Below are 17,997 nucleotides of genomic sequence, written 5' to 3'. Positions count from 1 at the left end.
CCCATTTTTAGGGCCGCTTCGCGCCCCAGCGGGACGGTGCGGCGTTCCGACAAGCTCCCTCGCCACAGGGAAGCGTCCATCCTTAACTGACTGGCATTAGGGCTTGCCCCCTCGCCACAAAAGTGTGCCCCGTGCGGTTTAACGGGCAATCCCGTGTTTGCGCAGTTTTCTATAGAGGGTGTTGCGGCTGACTCCCAGCTGTTCAGCGGTATGGGTCATGTGCCAACGCTGCTGCCCCAGCGCATTGAGCAACGCCAGGCGCTCGGCATCGTCCAGCGGATATTCGGACACCTCTTCCACCTGCGCCAACACTGGAGCCGGTCGGGCCTGGCGAATCATCACCGGCAAATCCTCAACCCCGATCCGTCCGTCATCGCACAATGCCGACAGGGTCCGCAGCACATTGCGCAATTGCCGCACGTTACCTGGCCAGGCGTAATCGAGCAGAGCCTGTCGCGCCGCCGCGTCAATCAGCACCGCCTCCCCGCCCGACTCTTCAGCCAGCAAAAAGTCCAGCAACTGCGACTTGTCGCTGCGTTCGCGCAACGCCGGCAAAGCGATTTCCAGACCATTGAGGCGGTAATACAAATCTTCACGGAAACTGCCGTCCTGCACCCGTTCGAGCAAATTCCGGTGAGTGGCACTGATGATCCGCACGTTGACCGGCAGCGGCTCGCCACCGATGGGCACCACCTGCCGATCTTCCAGCACCCTTAATAGTCGGGTTTGCAACGCCAGCGGCATGTCACCTATTTCGTCGAGGAACAGCGTGCCGCCATCGGCCTGCTGCAACTTGCCGCGCATGCCCTCTTTGCGCGCACCGGTGAAACTGCCACCGCGATAACCGAACAGTTCGCTTTCGATCAGGCTTTCAGGGATCGCCGCACAGTTGAGCGCGACGAAGGCTTTTTCCGCGCGCTGACTGGCCTGATGCACGGCCTTGGCGAAGGCCTCCTTACCTGAGCCGGTTTCACCGTTGATCAGCAGCGGCACATCACGTTCGAAGACCCGCAAGGCTTTACGAAAATCAGCCTGTAGCCCTTCATCCCCCAGACAAATGCCCGAAAGCGCCGGGCGCTCGGCAATGACCGGCTGTTGCAGCACCGGGGTCGGGACGCTGCGGGGCTGGCCGCGCAGCAGCGCAAACAGCACCCGCCCGTCGCGGGTGCGCAGTGGCCAACTGGCGCTGGCATTGACGCTCGCGCGCGCCAGCAGTTCGTCCAGCGAGCAATCGAAAAACGCCTCGACCGGTTGCCCCAGCAACCCGCCACGAATATGCCCCAGCAGGTTCAACGCGCTCTGATTGACCGCACTGATCCGCCCTTCTCCGTCGAACGCCAGCAGCCCTTCGCTGAACAGCCCGACCGACTCGGCCTGCAAGTGAAAGCGCAGCAGCCATTGATTGTCGAAGTAACGCAGGAAATAGCAGCTCTCGATCATCTTCGCCGAGAGGTTGACCAGCGCCATGGTGTGAAACTGGCTCTGACGCGAGACATCGTGGCGCGCCGACGAAACGTCGAGCACCGCCAGCAGCTCGCCGTGCGGGTCGAACACCGGGCTCGCCGAACAGGTCAGGCCGGTGTGGCGCCCCCGAAAATGCTCATCCTGATGAATGGTCAGCGACTGCCGCTCCACCAAGCAGGTGCCGATGCCATTGGTGCCTTCGCAGGCTTCGCTCCAGTCGGCGCCCAGCCACAGACCGGCGCGCTCGAAAATCTTCCGTTCGGCAGGCGCGGTGACACAGTTGAGGATCACCCCGCGGGCGTCGGTCAACAGCACGGCGTGGCCGGCACCGGAAAGTTGTTGATGCAGGCTGGTCATTTCGCCGCCGGCAATCTGCAGGACTTGCTGCAAGCGCTCGCGACTCTCCAGCACGCGACCGTGTTCAAGCACCGTCGGCGCCATGGTCAGGGCCGGGTCGAGGTGATAGTCCTCAAGACAACGCAGCCAGGAACGGGCGATGGACGGATCGCTACCCGGACCGTGCAAACGGGATTTGCCTTGGGTCACGGTCAAGACTTGCTGGGCATGGCGACTCAAATGGTTGCTGTGCATTTTTTATTATTCTCCCCGAACACTGTGCTGGGCCCAATGAAGGACTGTCACCACCTTGTGGCGAGGACGCTTGCTCCCGCTCGAGTGCGTAGCGCTCGCAAAAAATCATCAACGGCAGACATTTTGGGGCCGCTTCGCGACCCAGCGCGAGCAAGCTCCCTCGCCACAGAGCGCCCAGCATCCTCCTGCCTCGATTGCTTTGCAATGCTGGCAAGACCGCCCAGTCACAGGCTGTGCCACAAGCGGTACAAACTGTCACAAGCGCCGTACCGCATCTGCCACAGCCCCGGTTTCACCACCGTTCAAAAAAACCGTAAGCCCTTGATTTAGCTGACCCGCAAAGCACTGGCCCGACCTTTGCTCTACGCTTCACAAGCGCTCACTGCGCGTACTCCCTTATAAGCACAAAAGCCAAGGAGACACTCACCATGCGTTACGCTCACCCAGGTACTGAAGGCGCTATCGTTTCGTTCAAGAGTCAATACGGCAACTACATCGGCGGCGAATTCGTCGCGCCTGTCAAAGGTCAGTACTTCACCAATACCTCACCGGTCAACGGCCAACCGATTGCCGAATTCCCCCGTTCCACGGCCGAAGACATCGAAAAAGCCCTGGACGCTGCCCATGCAGCCGCCGACGCCTGGGGCAGCACTTCTGCTCAGGCGCGCTCGCTGGTACTGCTGAAAATCGCCGACCGCATCGAGCAAAACCTCGAAGTCCTGGCGATCACCGAAAGCTGGGACAACGGCAAAGCCGTACGTGAAACCCTCAACGCCGACATCCCTCTGGCCGCTGACCACTTCCGCTACTTCGCCGGTTGCCTGCGCGCTCAGGAAGGCAGCGCCGCGGAAATCGACGGCAACACCGTGGCTTATCACATTCACGAACCGCTGGGCGTGGTCGGGCAGATCATCCCGTGGAACTTCCCGATCCTGATGGCCGCCTGGAAACTCGCCCCGGCGCTGGCCGCCGGCAACTGCGTGGTGCTCAAGCCCGCCGAGCAAACCCCACTGGGCATTACCGTGCTGCTGGAGCTGATCGGCGACCTGCTGCCACCCGGCGTGCTGAACGTCGTGCAAGGTTTCGGCAAAGAAGCCGGTGAAGCCCTGGCCACCAGCAAACGCATTGCCAAAATTGCCTTTACCGGCTCGACGCCGGTCGGCTCGCACATCATGAAATGCGCCGCCGAAAACATTATTCCGTCCACCGTGGAACTGGGCGGCAAGTCGCCTAACATTTTCTTCGCCGACATCATGCAGGCCGAACCGGCCTTCATCGAGAAAGCCGCTGAAGGCCTGGTGCTGGCGTTCTTCAACCAGGGCGAAGTCTGCACCTGCCCGTCCCGCGCGCTGGTGCAAGAGTCGATTTACGACGACTTCATGAAAGTGGTGATGAAGAAAGTCCTGCAAATCAAACGTGGCGACCCGCTCGACACCGACACCATGGTCGGCGCCCAGGCGTCCGAGCAGCAATTCGACAAGATCCTCTCGTACCTGGAAATCGCCAAAGGCGAAGGTGCCGAATTGCTGACCGGCGGCAAGGTGGAAAAACTTACGGGCAACCTGGCGACCGGGTATTACATCCAGCCGACCCTGCTCAAGGGCACCAACAAAATGCGCGTGTTCCAGGAAGAAATCTTTGGCCCGGTGGTGAGCATCACCACCTTCAAGGACGAAGCCGAAGCCCTCGCGATTGCCAACGACACCGAGTTCGGCCTCGGCGCCGGTCTCTGGACCCGCGACATCAACCGCGCCTACCGTATGGGCCGGGCGATCAAGGCCGGTCGCGTCTGGACCAACTGCTACCACCTGTACCCGGCTCACGCTGCGTTCGGTGGTTACAAGAAGTCCGGCGTCGGCCGTGAAACCCACAAAATGATGCTCGACCACTACCAGCAAACCAAAAACCTGCTGGTGAGCTACGACATCAACCCGTTGGGCTTCTTCTAAAAACCGGGGGGCGACGCTGATGTTTCGGCGTCGCCCTTCAAATCGCCATCGTCGGATCGCCGCCTTAACTGACACACCAAACACCGCCCTGCCGCTCTGGCACGGGCTTTGCGTGCCTGTTCGACAGATTACCCGCTGCGTGAACAGCGTCGATCCACCCAAACCGCCACACCCGAAAGTCCAACAGATCGAACAATAAAAAACAGAGAGGACTTATGACTTCTTCAACAACGCTCAAACCCACACTCGGCACCTTGCATCTATGGGGCATTGCCGTCGGCCTGGTGATTTCCGGCGAATACTTCGGCTGGAGTTACGGCTGGGGCACCGCAGGCACCCTGGGGTTCCTCGTCACCGCGTTGATGGTGGCGACGATGTACACCTGCTTCATCTTCAGTTTCACCGAACTCACCACCGCGATTCCCCACGCTGGCGGGCCCTTTGCCTACAGCCGACGGGCCTTTGGTGAAAAAGGCGGCTTGATCGCCGGGATCGCCACGCTGATCGAGTTCGTCTTTGCGCCACCGGCCATTGCGATGGCCATTGGCGCCTACCTGAACGTGCAATACCCGGATCTGGACCCGAAAATCGCCGCGGTCGGCTCCTACTTCGTGTTCATGGGCCTGAACATCCTGGGTGTCAGCATTGCCGCGACCTTCGAACTGGTGGTGACCGTGCTGGCGGTAGCCGAATTGCTGGTGTTCATGGGCGTGGTTGCGCCGGGCTTCAGCTTCAGCAATTTCGTGCTCAACGGCTGGTCCGGCTCCAATGAGTTCACCGTCGCCTCGATCCCCGGCATCTTTGCGGCGATCCCCTTCGCCATCTGGTTCTTCCTCGCCATCGAAGGCGCGGCCATGGCTGCCGAAGAAGCCAAGGACCCTAAACGCACCATTCCACGGGCCTATGTCAGCGGTATCCTGACCCTGGTGTTCCTGGCGATCGGCGTGATGGTCATGGCCGGCGGTGTGGGCGACTGGCGTCAACTGGCAAACATCAACGACCCGCTGCCTCAGGCAATGAAAGCCGTGGTCGGCAACAACTCCAGCTGGATGCACATGCTGGTGTGGATCGGCCTGTTTGGTCTGGTGGCGAGCTTCCACGGGATCATCCTCGGCTACTCGCGACAGTTCTTCGCCCTCGCTCGCGCCGGCTACCTGCCTCGCGGCCTGGCCAAGCTCTCGCGTTTCCAGACCCCGCACCGGGCAATTCTGGCCGGCGGTGTGATCGGCATCGCGGCGATCTACAGCGATGGGCTGGTCAATCTGCAAGGCATGACCCTCACCGCCGCAATGATCACCATGTCGGTGTTCGGCGCCATCGTGATGTACATCATCAGCATGCTCAGCCTGTTCAAACTGCGCAAAACCGAGCCGTTGCTGGAGCGTACCTTCCGCGCGCCGGGCTATCCGATCGTGCCAGGCATTGCGCTGTTCCTGGCGGTGGTCTGCCTGGTGGCGATGGCCTGGTTCAATACCTTGATCGGGATGATTTTCCTCGGTTTCATGGTGGCCGGCTTCATCTACTTCCAATTGACCGCCAAACAGCGCTTCGACGCACCGGCGGACGCGATGCTCACGGGTATCTGAGTCGCACCGGCGCCGGGCAACTTTCCCGGCGCCTGCCCTGAAACAACGCAACACCCGTAGGAGCAAGGCTTGCCCGCGATAGCTTCACCGCGGTCTGACAGAGACACCGCGGCGATCCGATCGCGGGCAAGCCTTGCTCCTACGGGTCATCACTTACAGATTCAAGAGGACACCGCTCATGGCTGCATTTGTCCATACCGTCGGCGCCCGGACCTACCGTTTCGACGGCCTCAAGGAAGTCATGGCCAAGGCCAGCCCGGCGCGCTCCGGGGACTTTCTGGCCGGCGTTGCCGCCCTGAACGATGGCGAACGGGTCGCCGCGCAAATGACCCTGGCTGACATCCCGCTCAAGCATTTCCTGCAAGAAGTACTGATCCCTTACGAATCCGACGAAGTCACCCGACTGATCATCGACACCCACGACGCCAGCGCCTTTGCGGCCGTCAGCCACCTGACCGTCGGCGGTTTTCGCGACTGGCTGCTCAGCGATGCCGCCGACGAGCACAGCCTGCGGGCGCTAGCCCCTGGCCTGACCCCGGAAATGGCCGCCGCCGTGTCGAAGATCATGCGCGTACAGGACCTGGTGCTGGTGGCGCAGAAGATCCGCGTGGTGACTCGGTTTCGCGGCACCATGGGCCTGCGCGGGCGCCTGTCGACCCGCCTGCAACCCAACCACCCCACCGACGAACCCGCCGGCATTGCCGCGAGCATTCTCGACGGCCTGCTCTACGGCAATGGCGACGCGATGATCGGCATCAACCCGGCCACCGACAGCATCGCCTCGATCTGCGCCATGCTGGAAATGCTCGACGCGGTCATCCAGCGCTACGAAATTCCGACCCAAGCCTGTGTGCTGACCCACGTCACCACCTCCATCGAGGCGATCAACCGTGGCGTGCCACTGGACCTGGTGTTCCAGTCTATCGCCGGCACCGAAGCCGCCAACGCCAGTTTCGGCATCAGCCTGAGCCTGCTGCAGGAAGGTTATGAAGCAGGCCTGAGCCTCAATCGCGGCACGCTGGGGCAAAACCTGATGTACTTCGAAACCGGCCAGGGCAGCGCGCTCTCGGCCAACGCCCATCACGGCATCGACCAGCAAACCTGCGAAACCCGCGCCTATGCGGTGGCACGGCACTTCAAGCCGTTTCTGGTGAACACGGTGGTCGGCTTCATTGGCCCGGAATACCTCTACAACGGCAAACAGATCATCCGCGCCGGCCTCGAAGACCACTTCTGCGGCAAGTTGCTCGGGGTGCCGATGGGTTGCGATATCTGCTACACCAATCACGCCGAAGCCGATCAGGACGACATGGACACCCTGCTGACGCTGCTCGGCGTGGCCGGGATCAACTTCATCATGGGCATCCCCGGCTCCGATGACATCATGCTCAACTACCAGACCACGTCGTTCCACGACGCGCTCTACGCGCGCCAGACCCTGGGCCTGAAACCGGCTCCCGAGTTTGAGCGGTGGCTGGCACATATGGGCATCTTCACCCAAGGTGACGGCAAGGTGCACTTCGGCAACAACCTGCCGCCGGCCTTCCGCCAGGCCATGGCGCAACTGGGATGAGTAATCTGCTGATGGATAAACCAACCGTCGACCCGCAAAACCCCTGGCTGGGACTGCGCCGCCTGACTCCGGCACGCATCGCTTTAGGTCGTTCCGGCACCAGCATGCCGACCGGCGCGCAACTGGATTTCCAGTACGCCCACGCCGAGGCCCGCGATGCCGTGCACCTGCCCTTCGATCATGTCGGGCTCAGCCAGCAACTGGCCGAGCGCGGGCGCGACAGTCTGCTGCTGCACAGCGCCGCCAGCGATCGCCACAGTTATCTGCAACGGCCAGACCTGGGTCGCAAGCTGAGTGCCCCGTCCGCGCAACAGCTGCGCGAACATGCGTTGGCCAACCCGGGCGGCGTTGACTTGGCGATAGTCGTGGCCGACGGCCTCTCGGCGCTGGCCGTGCATCGGCATACCTTGCCGTTTCTGGCGCGTATGGAAGAACAGACTCACGCCGAAGGCTGGTCGTTGTCGCCCGTGATTCTGGTGGAACAGGGTCGCGTCGCCGTGGCTGACGAAATCGGCGAATTGCTGGGCGCAAAAATGGTCGTGATCCTGATCGGCGAACGCCCTGGACTCAGCTCGCCAGACAGTCTCGGCTTGTATTTCACCTATAATCCAAAGGTCGGCCTGACGGACGCCTATCGCAACTGTATTTCCAATGTCCGCCATGAAGGTTTGAGCTATGGCATGGCGGCACACCGTTTGCTGTACTTGATGCGCGAGGCCTGTCGACGGCAGTTGTCGGGGGTTAACCTGAAAGACGAAGCCCAGGTCCAGACTATTGGGTCGAAAAATGACGCTGATATGAAAGGAAATTTCCTACTGAGTCTGCCGGATGCCTGACCCGTATTGGAATTGCGTTGTTGATCCGCTTTCAGGCAGAGTCGACGAACGGCTGCTCGAGCAGTAAACCGATTGCCGTCGTATCCACTGGAAACTGCCGCCCTATCTACTTGAAAGTTGAGGCTTAGCATGCGGATTACTCAAGCAACCCTCGAGCACCTGGACCTTCTGACGCCATTGTTCGTCAAATACCGCGAATTTTATGGCGCACTGGCCTATCCAGACTCGTCCCGGGCCTTTCTGGAAAAGCGTCTGCGGCGCAAGGAGTCGGTGATCTATCTGGCCTTGCCCGATGATGACGACAACAAACTGCTGGGTTTTTGTCAGCTGTATCCAAGCTTTTCGTCCCTGTCGCTCAAGCGCGTATGGATCCTCAACGACATCTACGTCGCCGAAGACGCCCGCCGCCAACTGGTTGCCGACAACCTGATGCGCACCGCAAAGAAAATGGCCAAGGAAACCCAGGCTGTACGCATGCGCGTGTCGACCAGCAGCGACAACAAAATTGCACAGAAAACCTACGAATCCATCGGGTTTCGCGAAGACACCGAGTTCAAGAACTACGTCTTGCCGATCAGCGAAGAGCTCTGAGCTATTTGTGGTGAGGCGGGCTCTTGTGGCGAGGGAGCTTGCTCCCGCTCGGCTGCGAAGCAGTCGTAAATCTCCTCCCCTTTTTATCTGACACATCGAAAACTCAGGTCTGGGAGTGCTTCGCACTCCAGCGGGAGCAAGCTCCCTCGCCACAGGGGGAGCTCAGTACCGAACCACCGATCCAACTTGGAAATCCCTCGCTACAAACTCGACACGCTTTTCACCTTTCAGTCCGTATAATCACGAACCTCACGGGCTGTAAGAAAAACTCCACAGCCCTGTAGCCCAATTTTCGAAAATATTCGCACAGGCCTGCTGAGTCGGGTCGTTACCACAGGTGCCCACCATGGATTTCAACCCGATCGACCTAATCCTGCATCTCGATGTCTACCTCGACTTGCTGGTGACCAACTACGGGCCATGGATCTACGCCATCCTGTTCATGGTGATTTTTTGTGAAACCGGCCTGGTGGTGATGCCTTTCCTGCCGGGCGATTCGTTGTTGTTCATCGCTGGCGCGGTAGCGGCCGGTGGCGGCATGGACCCGGTACTGCTGGGCGGTTTGCTGATGCTGGCGGCGATTCTCGGTGACAGCACCAACTATCTTATCGGGCGAACAGCCGGCGAAAAGTTGTTCAGTAATCCGAATTCGAAGATCTTCCGCCGCGATTACCTGCAACAAACCCATGATTTTTATGACAAGCATGGCGGCAAGACCGTGACCCTGGCGCGCTTCCTGCCGATCATCCGGACTTTCGCACCGTTCGTCGCCGGCGTAGGCAAAATGCCTTACCCGCGCTTCTTGGCCTTCAGCGTGGTCGGCACCATCCTTTGGGTTGGCGGCCTGGTGACCCTGGGTTATTTCTTCGGTAACGTGCCGTTCATCAAGAAGAACCTGTCGTTGCTGGTAGTGGGCATCATCCTGCTGTCGCTGGTACCGATGATCATTGGTGTGATCCGCAATCGCCTGGCCAACGCAAGCTCCAAAGCCGAGTCGCGCTGAACGTCCATGTGGTTCCTCAATGCCTGGCGCCGCCAGCGCACGCTGGCCAAGCACCCCGTTGCCGATGAAACCTGGCAGCGGGTGCGCCAGCACCTGAGTTTTCTCGACGGTCTCAGCGAGACTGAAGACCGCTGGCTACGTGAAGCCGCGGTGCTCTTTCTGCAAGAAAAACACCTGACCTGCCTGCCCGGCGTCGAACTGCACCAGGAGCAACGCCTGCTGCTCGCCGCGCAGGCGCAATTGCCATTGCTGCACCTGGGCGATTTGAACTGGTATCAGGGCTTTCACGAAATCGTGCTCTACCCCGACGACTTCCTCAGCCCGCAGCGCCATCGCGATGCCAGCGGTGTCGAGCATGAATGGAACGGCGAGCACAGCGGCGAAGCCTGGCAACAGGGGCCGATCATTCTGGCATGGCCGGGCGTGATGGCCAGCGGGGGCTGGGAAGGCTACAACCTGGTGATCCACGAACTGGCGCACAAACTCGACATGCTCAACGGCGACGCCAACGGCTTGCCGCCGCTGCACAGCGACATGCGCGTCAGTGACTGGGCGAAAGTCATGCAACACGCCTACGACGACCTCAATCGCCAACTGGATCGCCACCCGCACGCCAACACGCCGATCGACCCTTATGCGGCGGAAAATCCGGCCGAGTTCTTCGCCGTCACCAGTGAATACTTCTTCAGCGCCCCGGACTTGCTGCACGCAACTTATCCACAGGTCTATCAGCAACTGCAGCTGTTTTATCGCCAGGACCCGCTGGCCAGGCTTGAGCAACTGCAAGCCACCCATCCGGGCTATCAGGCACACGACTAGCTTCCTGCCCGGGTCTATACGACCTCTGGTACGTGGCGCAGGCGACGGAATATGCCTATAATCGCCGCCACTTTTTGGTCAATCCGGCCAAGTCATTTGGCCACTTACGGGGGCACCGCCCAATGAGCTACAGCAAGATTCCGGCTGGCAAAGACCTGCCGAACGACATCTACGTCGCGATCGAGATTCCGGCCAACCACGCGCCGATCAAATACGAAATCGACAAAGACAGCGATTGCCTGTTCGTTGACCGTTTCATGGCCACCCCAATGTTCTACCCGGCCAACTACGGTTACATCCCGAACACCCTGGCGGACGACGGTGACCCCCTCGACGTGCTGGTCGTGACCCCTTACCCGGTTGCTCCAGGTTCGGTGATCCGCGCGCGCCCGGTCGGCATCCTGAACATGACCGACGATGGCGGTGGCGATGCCAAAGTTATCGCCGTTCCACACGACAAGCTGTCCCAGCTGTACGTCGACGTGAAGGAATACACCGACCTGCCAGCGCTGCTGATTCAGCAGATCGAGCACTTCTTTGCGAACTACAAAGATCTCGAAAAAGGCAAATGGGTGAAGATCGAAGGCTGGGACGGCGCAGATGCCGCTCGCGCCGCGATCATGAAGTCGGTTGCTGCCTATAAAGGCTGAGACGGCCTTGGCTGAACGCCACTGACCTCTTGAAGAAACCCCGGTTATCCGGGGTTTTTTTATGAGCGTTAAAACGCCAAGATAAACACAGCGTTTAATGAAACAAAGTCTAACGTTTAGAGATGTTTAATATGAACTAACAATATCCTGCACTACAGCAGAATATTCCCGCGAAAATTGATCCGGTTGTTTATTTAATCCGGCCACCCCCGCCCGTAAACTCCGTATTCATGAAAAAGCACAAATGCGGCCCACGCTTCAAAGCGCTCCTGAAAGAGGTGAACATCACCCCGACGGAATTCGCGGCCTTCTGCAACGTCGAGCCCCAGCACGTGAACAACTGGTACATCCGCGGCGTTCCCTATCCGCGAATGGACGAAATCGCTCGCCTGTTAAGCGTCAACAGCTTATGGCTGATCAAAGGCGAAGGCCCAAGGCACCCCGGCCCGGGCCAACTGGCCGACCAGACCGGCAACGTTTACGAGGCGCAGGAAACACGCGGCGTGTACACCGTGAACGTCGATTCGCTCGATGTAGAAATCCCGCTGTATAAAGAAGTCCCCACGGCCTACGGTGCCAGCGACACCCAGGTCGCCGAAATACCCGGCGAGTTCATCCGCCTGCCGCGACACTACCTCGAAAGCCTTGAAGTCGAACCGGCCCAGGCCATCTGCGTGCCAATGGTCGGCGACAGCATGTCGGAGAAAATCGCAGACGGCTCGACCCTCGCCATCGACCGCAGCCTGACCCAGGTCGTCGACGGCCAGATCTACGCCCTCGAACACGCCGGCATGCTGCGCATCAAATACCTGCACCGCCTCCCCTCCGGCGCCCTGCGACTGCGCAGCCACAACAGCAACGACTACCCCGACGAAATTTTCAGCGCTAAACAGATCGAAGAACAAAACATCGAAATCCTCGGCTGGGTCTTCTGGTGGTCCACGCTGAATAAACAGCGGCCACCGGTGCCGTTCTGCTGACACCGCGCCACCCTTTTAAGCAGCACAACGCTCTGGATAGCACTTCACGCTGGGAATTCCCTACAAAAATCAGTATGCTGCGCCCCACATTTGCATCGCCCCGCCCTGCGCTGGTCCGATCGCACCGACAAAGCAGATGACTTTCTCGCCAAGTCCCACAGCCGGACGCAAGATCCGGGTGTACGTTTTGAAGGCTGGTACGGTTTACCAAAAATAAACCAAGCCCGTCCCCGAGAAGCCGGCCACAAGCCGGCTTTTTAATGCCTGCAGGAAAGTCGTATTAGAGATATTCCGCCATGGACGACATCAAGCCCACCACAGTCGACCTGACGCAGCTCTCACTTACCGAGCAAGACAATCTCAGCGAAGTGGATGAAGCACTGGTAGCTGTGGTTGTAGAACGTCTTGCGACGCCTCAGCGAGTCGCCTGCCCGGAGCGGGCCGCAGCACCCGATATCAGGTCAATTATTCGGACAGCACCGAGGCCTGACTCGACGGGAACCGCCCCGCTCCATTTGCCCCTCTCCCCCCTATCTGCTAGTGTCGCGCCGGTTTAACGTCTACCGGAAATCGCCGCCATGGCCCGCAAAAAAGCTGCACTGGATTTCGAACAATCCCTCGCCGACCTGCAAACGCTGGTCGAGCGCCTGGAGAACGGCGAGCTGTCGCTGGAAGACTCGTTGACCGCTTTCGAGCAAGGCATCGGTCTGACCCGTGATTGCCAGGCTGCGCTGGCGCAGGCCGAGCAGAAGGTTCAGGTGCTGCTTGAGCGTGATGGCGAGCTGACCGAGGCTCCCTTTGACGCGGAACAGCCAGAATGATCGCGGCGTATTCGGCCAGTAGTCAGGCCCGGGTCAACGCGGCACTCGAAACCCTGTTCAATGCGCCGAGCCCTGAACTCGCACGTTTATATGAAGCCATGCGCTACAGCGTGATGAATGGCGGCAAACGCGTTCGTCCGTTGCTGGCCTATGCGGCCTGCGAAGCGCTGGGCGGTGAGGCTGAGCAAGCCAACGGCGCGGCCTGTGCGGTGGAGTTGATCCACGCGTACTCGCTGGTGCACGACGACTTGCCGGCGATGGACGACGACGATCTGCGTCGCGGCCAACCGACCACCCATAAAAAATTCGACGAAGCCTGCGCGATTCTCGCCGGGGACGGTCTGCAAAGCCTGGCGTTCAGTGCTTTGCTCGACCCGCACCTGAATTCAGCCGACGCCGAAATCCGCCTGCACATGGTCAGTGCCCTGGCATTGGCAGCGGGCCCGGCCGGGATGGTCGGCGGTCAGGCCATCGACCTGGGCTCGGTCGGTTTGAAGCTTGATCAGAAAGCCCTCGAATACATGCATCGGCACAAGACCGGCGCGCTGATCGAAGCCAGCGTCAAGCTTGGCGCCCTGGCCAGCGGCCGCGCCGAAAAAGACCAACTGAAATCCTTGCAGACCTATGCACAGGCCATCGGCCTGGCGTTTCAGGTGCAGGACGACATTCTCGACGTCGAAAGCGATACCGAAACCCTCGGCAAGCGCCAGGGCGCCGATATTGCCCGTGACAAACCGACTTACCCGGCGCTGCTCGGCCTCGACGCGGCCAAGGCTTACGCCCTGGAACTGCGCGATCAGGCCCTGCACGCACTGCGACCGTTTGACGCGTCGGCCGAGCCGCTGCGTGATCTGGCGCGCTATATCGTCGAACGCCGCAACTGATCCGGCGCTCGTTGCCCACTGCAAATCGGCCAAGTTCTGAGCTCTGCGTGGGCAGCGTGCGATGCATCAGGTAAACTGCCGCCTCTTTTATACCTATAACGATTCGCCTGATGCCCACGACGTTTCATGAGATTCCCCGCAAGCGCCCGACCACGCCCTTGCTCGACCGTGCCAACACGCCGGACAGCCTGCGCCGGTTAGGCGAAGCCGAGCTGGAAACCCTGGCGAATGAGTTGCGCCTGGAATTGCTCTACACGGTCGGTCAGACCGGCGGGCATTTCGGTGCCGGCCTGGGTGTCATCGAGCTGACTATCGCGTTGCATTACGTTTTCGACACCCCGGACGACCGGTTGGTGTGGGACGTCGGTCATCAGGCCTATCCGCACAAGATCCTCACCGGTCGGCGCGAGCGCATGGCCACCCTGCGCCAGAAGGACGGTATTGCAGCCTTCCCGCGCCGCTCCGAGAGCGAGTACGACACCTTTGGCGTCGGCCACTCCAGCACCTCGATCAGCGCAGCGCTGGGCATGGCGATTGCTGCCCGCCTGCAAAACAGCGATCGCAAGGCGATCGCAGTGATCGGCGACGGCGCACTGACCGCGGGCATGGCGTTCGAAGCGCTGAACCACGCGCCGGAAGTCGACGCCAACATGCTGGTGATCCTCAACGACAATGACATGTCGATCTCGCGCAATGTCGGCGGGCTGTCGAATTACCTGGCGAAGATCCTCTCCAGCCGCACTTACGCAAGCATGCGTGAAGGCAGCAAGAAGGTCCTGTCGCGCCTTCCCGGCGCCTGGGAAATTGCCCGTCGTACCGAAGAATACGCCAAAGGCATGCTGGTGCCCGGCACCCTGTTCGAAGAACTCGGCTGGAACTACATCGGCCCGATCGACGGCCATGACCTGCCCACCCTGATCGCGACCCTGCGCAACATGCGTGACCTCAAGGGCCCGCAGTTCCTGCACGTCGTGACCAAAAAAGGCAAAGGCTTCGCCCCGGCGGAAGTCGACCCGATCGGTTACCACGCGATCACCAAACTCGAACCGCTGGACGCTCCAGCCGCTGCGCCGAAAAAAGCCGGTGGGCCGAAATACTCCGGCGTGTTTGGCGAGTGGCTGTGCGACATGGCCGCTGCTGACCCGCGCCTGGTCGGCATCACCCCGGCAATGAAAGAAGGCTCCGACCTGGTGGCCTTCAGCGAGCGATTCCCGCTGCGCTATTTCGACGTGGCGATTGCCGAGCAACACGCGGTCACTTTCGCCGCCGGCATGGCCTGCGAAGGCGCCAAACCGGTGGTGGCGATTTATTCGACGTTCCTGCAACGCGGTTACGACCAACTGATCCATGACGTCGCGGTGCAAAACCTCGACGTGCTGTTCGCCATCGACCGTGCAGGCCTGGTGGGCGAAGACGGCCCGACTCACGCCGGCAGTTTCGACCTGTCATTCCTGCGCTGCATCCCCGGCATGGTGGTGATGACCCCGAGCGACGAAAACGAACTGCGCAAGATGCTCAGCACCGGCCATCTGTACAACGGCCCGGCGGCAGTGCGTTACCCGCGCGGTACCGGCCCGAATGCCCCAATCGAGAAAAACCTCGAACCGATCGAAATCGGCAAAGGCGTGATTCGTCGTCAGGGCAGCACCGTCGCCCTGCTGGTGTTTGGCGTGCAACTGGCCGAAGCGCTGAAAGTCGCTGAAAAACTCGATGCGACCGTGGTCGACATGCGCTTCGTCAAACCGCTCGATGAAGCGTTGGTACGCGAGATCGCCGGCAGCCACGAGTTGCTGGTGACCATCGAAGAAAACGCCATCATGGGCGGTGCCGGTGGCGCGGTCAGCGAATTCCTCGCCCGCGAGAACATCCTCAAGTCGATGCTGCACCTGGGCCTGCCGGACGTCTACGTCGAGCACGCCAAGCCAGCGCAAATGCTCGCCGAATGCGGTCTGGATGAAGCGGGCATCGAAGAAGCCGTACGTCAGCGCTTGCAGCTGCTGGGCCTCTAAATCTCCTGGATGCACACGTCTCCTGTGGCGAGGGGGCTTGCCCCCGCTGGGCTACGAAGTAGCCCCCAAAACCAGCCAACGCGATCTTCCAGCAAGAGCGCGTTGGCTTTTTTACGACGGCTTCGCAGCCGAACGGGGCGGCGCGGCGTTCCGACAAGCCCCCTCGCCACAAAAGCCCTCCACAAAAAGCCCTCAACACTGTGCCCATGAACTTCCCCCGCCTCGCCCTGACGTTGTCCCTTTTGCCTGCCGGTCAGCTTTTGGCCGACACCTTTGAGCGCGAGCAAGCCCTGAAACTTCCCGACGTGCTGATCAGCGCCAACCGCCAGGTCGAAGCGCGCAACGACAGCAGCGCCGCCAACACTGTGTTTACCCGCGACGACATCGACCGCCTGCAACCGAGCAGCGTGACCAACCTGCTAAGCCGGGTGCCGGGCGTACAAGTCGCACAAAGCGGCGGCCGTGGCAGCTTGCCGGGGATCTATATTCGCGGCACCAACTCAGCGCAAACGCTGGTATTGGTCGACGGCCAACGCATCGGCAACTCGACGTCCGGCGACAGTAATCTGCAGCACCTGAATATCCAGCAGATCGAGCGCGTGGAAGTGCTACGTGGTTCACGCTCGGTGATTTACGGCAGCGACGCGATTGGCGGGGTGATTCAGATCTTTACCCGGCGCGGCGCCGAGTCGGGTCTGCAACCGCGCGTGCACATGGGGTTTGGCAGCAACCAGACCTGGGAGCGCAGCCTGGGGCTGTCCGGGGGCGACGCGCAAACCCGTTTCAACCTCGGCGCCAGCCTTGATGACACGGCGGGGATCAATCGCACTCATACCTCCTACCCCAGCGATGACGACCACGATGCCTATCGCAACCAGTCCGTCAGCCTGAGCCTGAGCCATGCCGTCAATGACGATATCGAGGCCGGCCTGGATATCCTCGATAACCGTGGCAAAAGCGAGTTCGACAACCCGTTCGGTCGCTACGACATGAGCACCGGCAACAGCGTCCAGCAAAAGCCCTACAACGATTTCACTGTGAGCAGCGTCAGCAGTTATGTCGACGCACGCATCAACGATGCGTGGAAGTCCCGCGTGGAACTGGGTCACAACGAAAACCGCGAAGAGACCTTCGACAAACTCAGCAGCGATCACAGCGTGTTCAACACTTACCGCAATTCGCTGAACTGGCAGAACGACCTGACGCTGAACCTGCAGAACAGCCTGATTCTTGGCGGCGATTGGTATGAAGACCGGGTCAACAGCAGCACTCCCTTCGACGAAGACAGCCGCTGGAACCGCGCGGTGTTTATCCAGCATCGTTTCCAGGCTGAAAGCTTCTCCACCGAACTGGGTTTGCGCCGCGACCAGAATCAGCAGTTTGGCGGCCAGAACAGCTGGAGCGGCACCTTCACGCTGCCACTGAACCCGGACAACGACGTGCTGCTGAGCTACAGCGAAGGCTTCCGCGCACCGACGTTCAACGACCTCTACTACCCGGACTTCAGCAACCCTCACCTGAAACCCGAAACCTCGAAAAGCTACGAGGTGCAGTGGCGCAGTCAGCTGAGCGAAACCAGTCGGCTGGAAGCCTCGCTGTACCGCACCGACCTTGAAGACGCGATCATCTTCGGCAGCGATTCGCGCCCGGAAAACATCGCGTCGGCGCGGATCAATGGTTTCGAAGCCGCCCTCAAGCAGGAGGTGTTCGACTGGCAGAGCAACCTCGGCATTGCGATCATCGACCCACGAGATCGCGACAGCGGCCACACCCTGGCCCGCCGTGCACGACGGACGTTGAGCCTGGATCTGGACCGTCAGTTTGATCGGCTCGGCCTCGGCGCCACCTGGCAAGCAGTGAGCGGCAGCTATGACGACAAGGACAACCGCCAGCCGTTGGGCGGTTACGCCCTGCTCGGGTTACGCAGCCGTTGGGCGGCGAGTCACGAGGTCATGCTGGAGATGAAAGTCGATAACCTGTTGAACAAGAACTACAGCCGCGCGCTCTACGAGCATGACGGTAGCCAGTATGGGTATCGGGAAGAAGGTCGGGCGCTGATGTTTGGGGTGACGTGGATGCCGGAAATCTAACAAACAACACTGGCCACTGTGGCGAGGGAGCTTGCTCCCGTTCGGGTGCGCAGCAGCCGTAATCCAGTTGATGCGGTGTGCCTGATTAGAATCGGCTGCTGAATTTGGGGCTGCTTCGCAGCCCAGCGGGAGCAAGCTCCCTCGCCACAGG

Annotated in this window: 14 protein-coding genes; 13 read left to right on the top strand and 1 reads right to left on the bottom strand. The window is 60.5% G+C overall.

Annotation, left to right across the window (positions count from 1 at the left end; genetic code table 11):
• Positions 1 to 138 precede the first annotated feature (138 nt).
• A complete protein-coding gene (locus HK44_RS26010; protein WP_019693825.1) occupies positions 139 to 2,055 on the bottom strand; it encodes a sigma-54-dependent Fis family transcriptional regulator in 1,917 nt (638 codons plus the stop codon).
• A gap of 428 nt (positions 2,056 to 2,483) precedes the next feature.
• Between HK44_RS26010 and exaC the strand changes: the two genes are divergently transcribed.
• The 13 genes from exaC (at position 2,484) to HK44_RS25945 (ending at position 17,846) form a co-directional block, all read left to right on the top strand.
• Positions 2,484 to 4,004 carry an acetaldehyde dehydrogenase ExaC gene (gene exaC, locus HK44_RS26005; RefSeq protein WP_019693826.1) on the top strand — a complete coding sequence of 507 codons (1,521 nt, stop codon included), beginning with the start codon at positions 2,484 to 2,486 and terminating at the stop codon, positions 4,002 to 4,004.
• Between the two features lie 215 nt (positions 4,005 to 4,219).
• A complete protein-coding gene (eat, locus tag HK44_RS26000) occupies positions 4,220 to 5,590 on the top strand; it encodes an ethanolamine permease (RefSeq protein WP_019693827.1) in 1,371 nt (456 codons plus the stop codon).
• 178 nt (positions 5,591 to 5,768) lie between these two features.
• Positions 5,769 to 7,163, top strand: a complete 1,395-nt coding sequence (locus HK44_RS25995; RefSeq protein ID WP_019693828.1) for an ethanolamine ammonia-lyase subunit EutB — start codon at positions 5,769 to 5,771, stop codon at positions 7,161 to 7,163.
• An 11-nt stretch (positions 7,164 to 7,174) separates the two neighbouring features.
• Entirely contained in the window at positions 7,175 to 7,999 is an 825-nt protein-coding gene (gene eutC, locus HK44_RS25990) for an ethanolamine ammonia-lyase subunit EutC (RefSeq protein ID WP_031319709.1), read from the top strand.
• 129 nt (positions 8,000 to 8,128) lie between these two features.
• On the top strand, positions 8,129 to 8,590 hold the full coding sequence (locus HK44_RS25985) for a GNAT family N-acetyltransferase (RefSeq protein WP_019693830.1): 462 nt from the start codon (positions 8,129 to 8,131) through the stop codon (positions 8,588 to 8,590).
• A gap of 346 nt (positions 8,591 to 8,936) precedes the next feature.
• The gene (locus tag HK44_RS25980) at positions 8,937 to 9,593 is read left to right on the top strand and encodes a DedA family protein (RefSeq protein ID WP_019693831.1); all 657 of its coding nucleotides are present in this window, start codon (positions 8,937 to 8,939) and stop codon (positions 9,591 to 9,593) included.
• A 6-nt stretch (positions 9,594 to 9,599) separates the two neighbouring features.
• On the top strand, positions 9,600 to 10,412 hold the full coding sequence (locus HK44_RS25975; RefSeq protein ID WP_019693832.1) for a zinc-dependent peptidase: 813 nt from the start codon (positions 9,600 to 9,602) through the stop codon (positions 10,410 to 10,412).
• A gap of 122 nt (positions 10,413 to 10,534) precedes the next feature.
• Positions 10,535 to 11,062, top strand: coding sequence for an inorganic diphosphatase (gene ppa, locus HK44_RS25970; protein WP_019693833.1), 528 nt, complete (start codon positions 10,535 to 10,537; stop codon positions 11,060 to 11,062).
• 230 nt (positions 11,063 to 11,292) lie between these two features.
• Positions 11,293 to 12,042, top strand: coding sequence for a S24 family peptidase (locus tag HK44_RS25965; RefSeq protein WP_019693834.1), 750 nt, complete (start codon positions 11,293 to 11,295; stop codon positions 12,040 to 12,042).
• A 578-nt stretch (positions 12,043 to 12,620) separates the two neighbouring features.
• On the top strand, positions 12,621 to 12,863 hold the full coding sequence (locus HK44_RS25960) for an exodeoxyribonuclease VII small subunit (RefSeq protein ID WP_019693836.1): 243 nt from the start codon (positions 12,621 to 12,623) through the stop codon (positions 12,861 to 12,863).
• Positions 12,860 to 13,747 (top strand): (2E,6E)-farnesyl diphosphate synthase, encoded by an 888-nt coding sequence (gene ispA, locus HK44_RS25955; protein WP_019693837.1) that lies wholly within the window; start codon positions 12,860 to 12,862, stop codon positions 13,745 to 13,747. Before HK44_RS25960 ends, ispA begins: the two co-directional genes overlap by 4 nt.
• A gap of 110 nt (positions 13,748 to 13,857) precedes the next feature.
• Positions 13,858 to 15,756: a 1-deoxy-D-xylulose-5-phosphate synthase gene (gene dxs, locus HK44_RS25950; protein WP_019693838.1), complete on the top strand. Its 1,899-nt coding sequence runs from the start codon at positions 13,858 to 13,860 to the stop codon at positions 15,754 to 15,756.
• Between the two features lie 206 nt (positions 15,757 to 15,962).
• Positions 15,963 to 17,846 (top strand): TonB-dependent receptor domain-containing protein, encoded by a 1,884-nt coding sequence (locus tag HK44_RS25945; RefSeq protein WP_019693839.1) that lies wholly within the window; start codon positions 15,963 to 15,965, stop codon positions 17,844 to 17,846.
• Positions 17,847 to 17,997 lie beyond the last annotated feature (151 nt).

Source organism: Pseudomonas fluorescens HK44 (assembly GCF_000217955.3).
In the GTDB taxonomy this organism is placed as follows: domain Bacteria; phylum Pseudomonadota; class Gammaproteobacteria; order Pseudomonadales; family Pseudomonadaceae; genus Aquipseudomonas; species Aquipseudomonas fluorescens_AQ.
The sequence above is the reverse complement of the archived record's forward strand: the minus strand, read 5'-3'. Positions and strand labels throughout refer to the sequence as shown.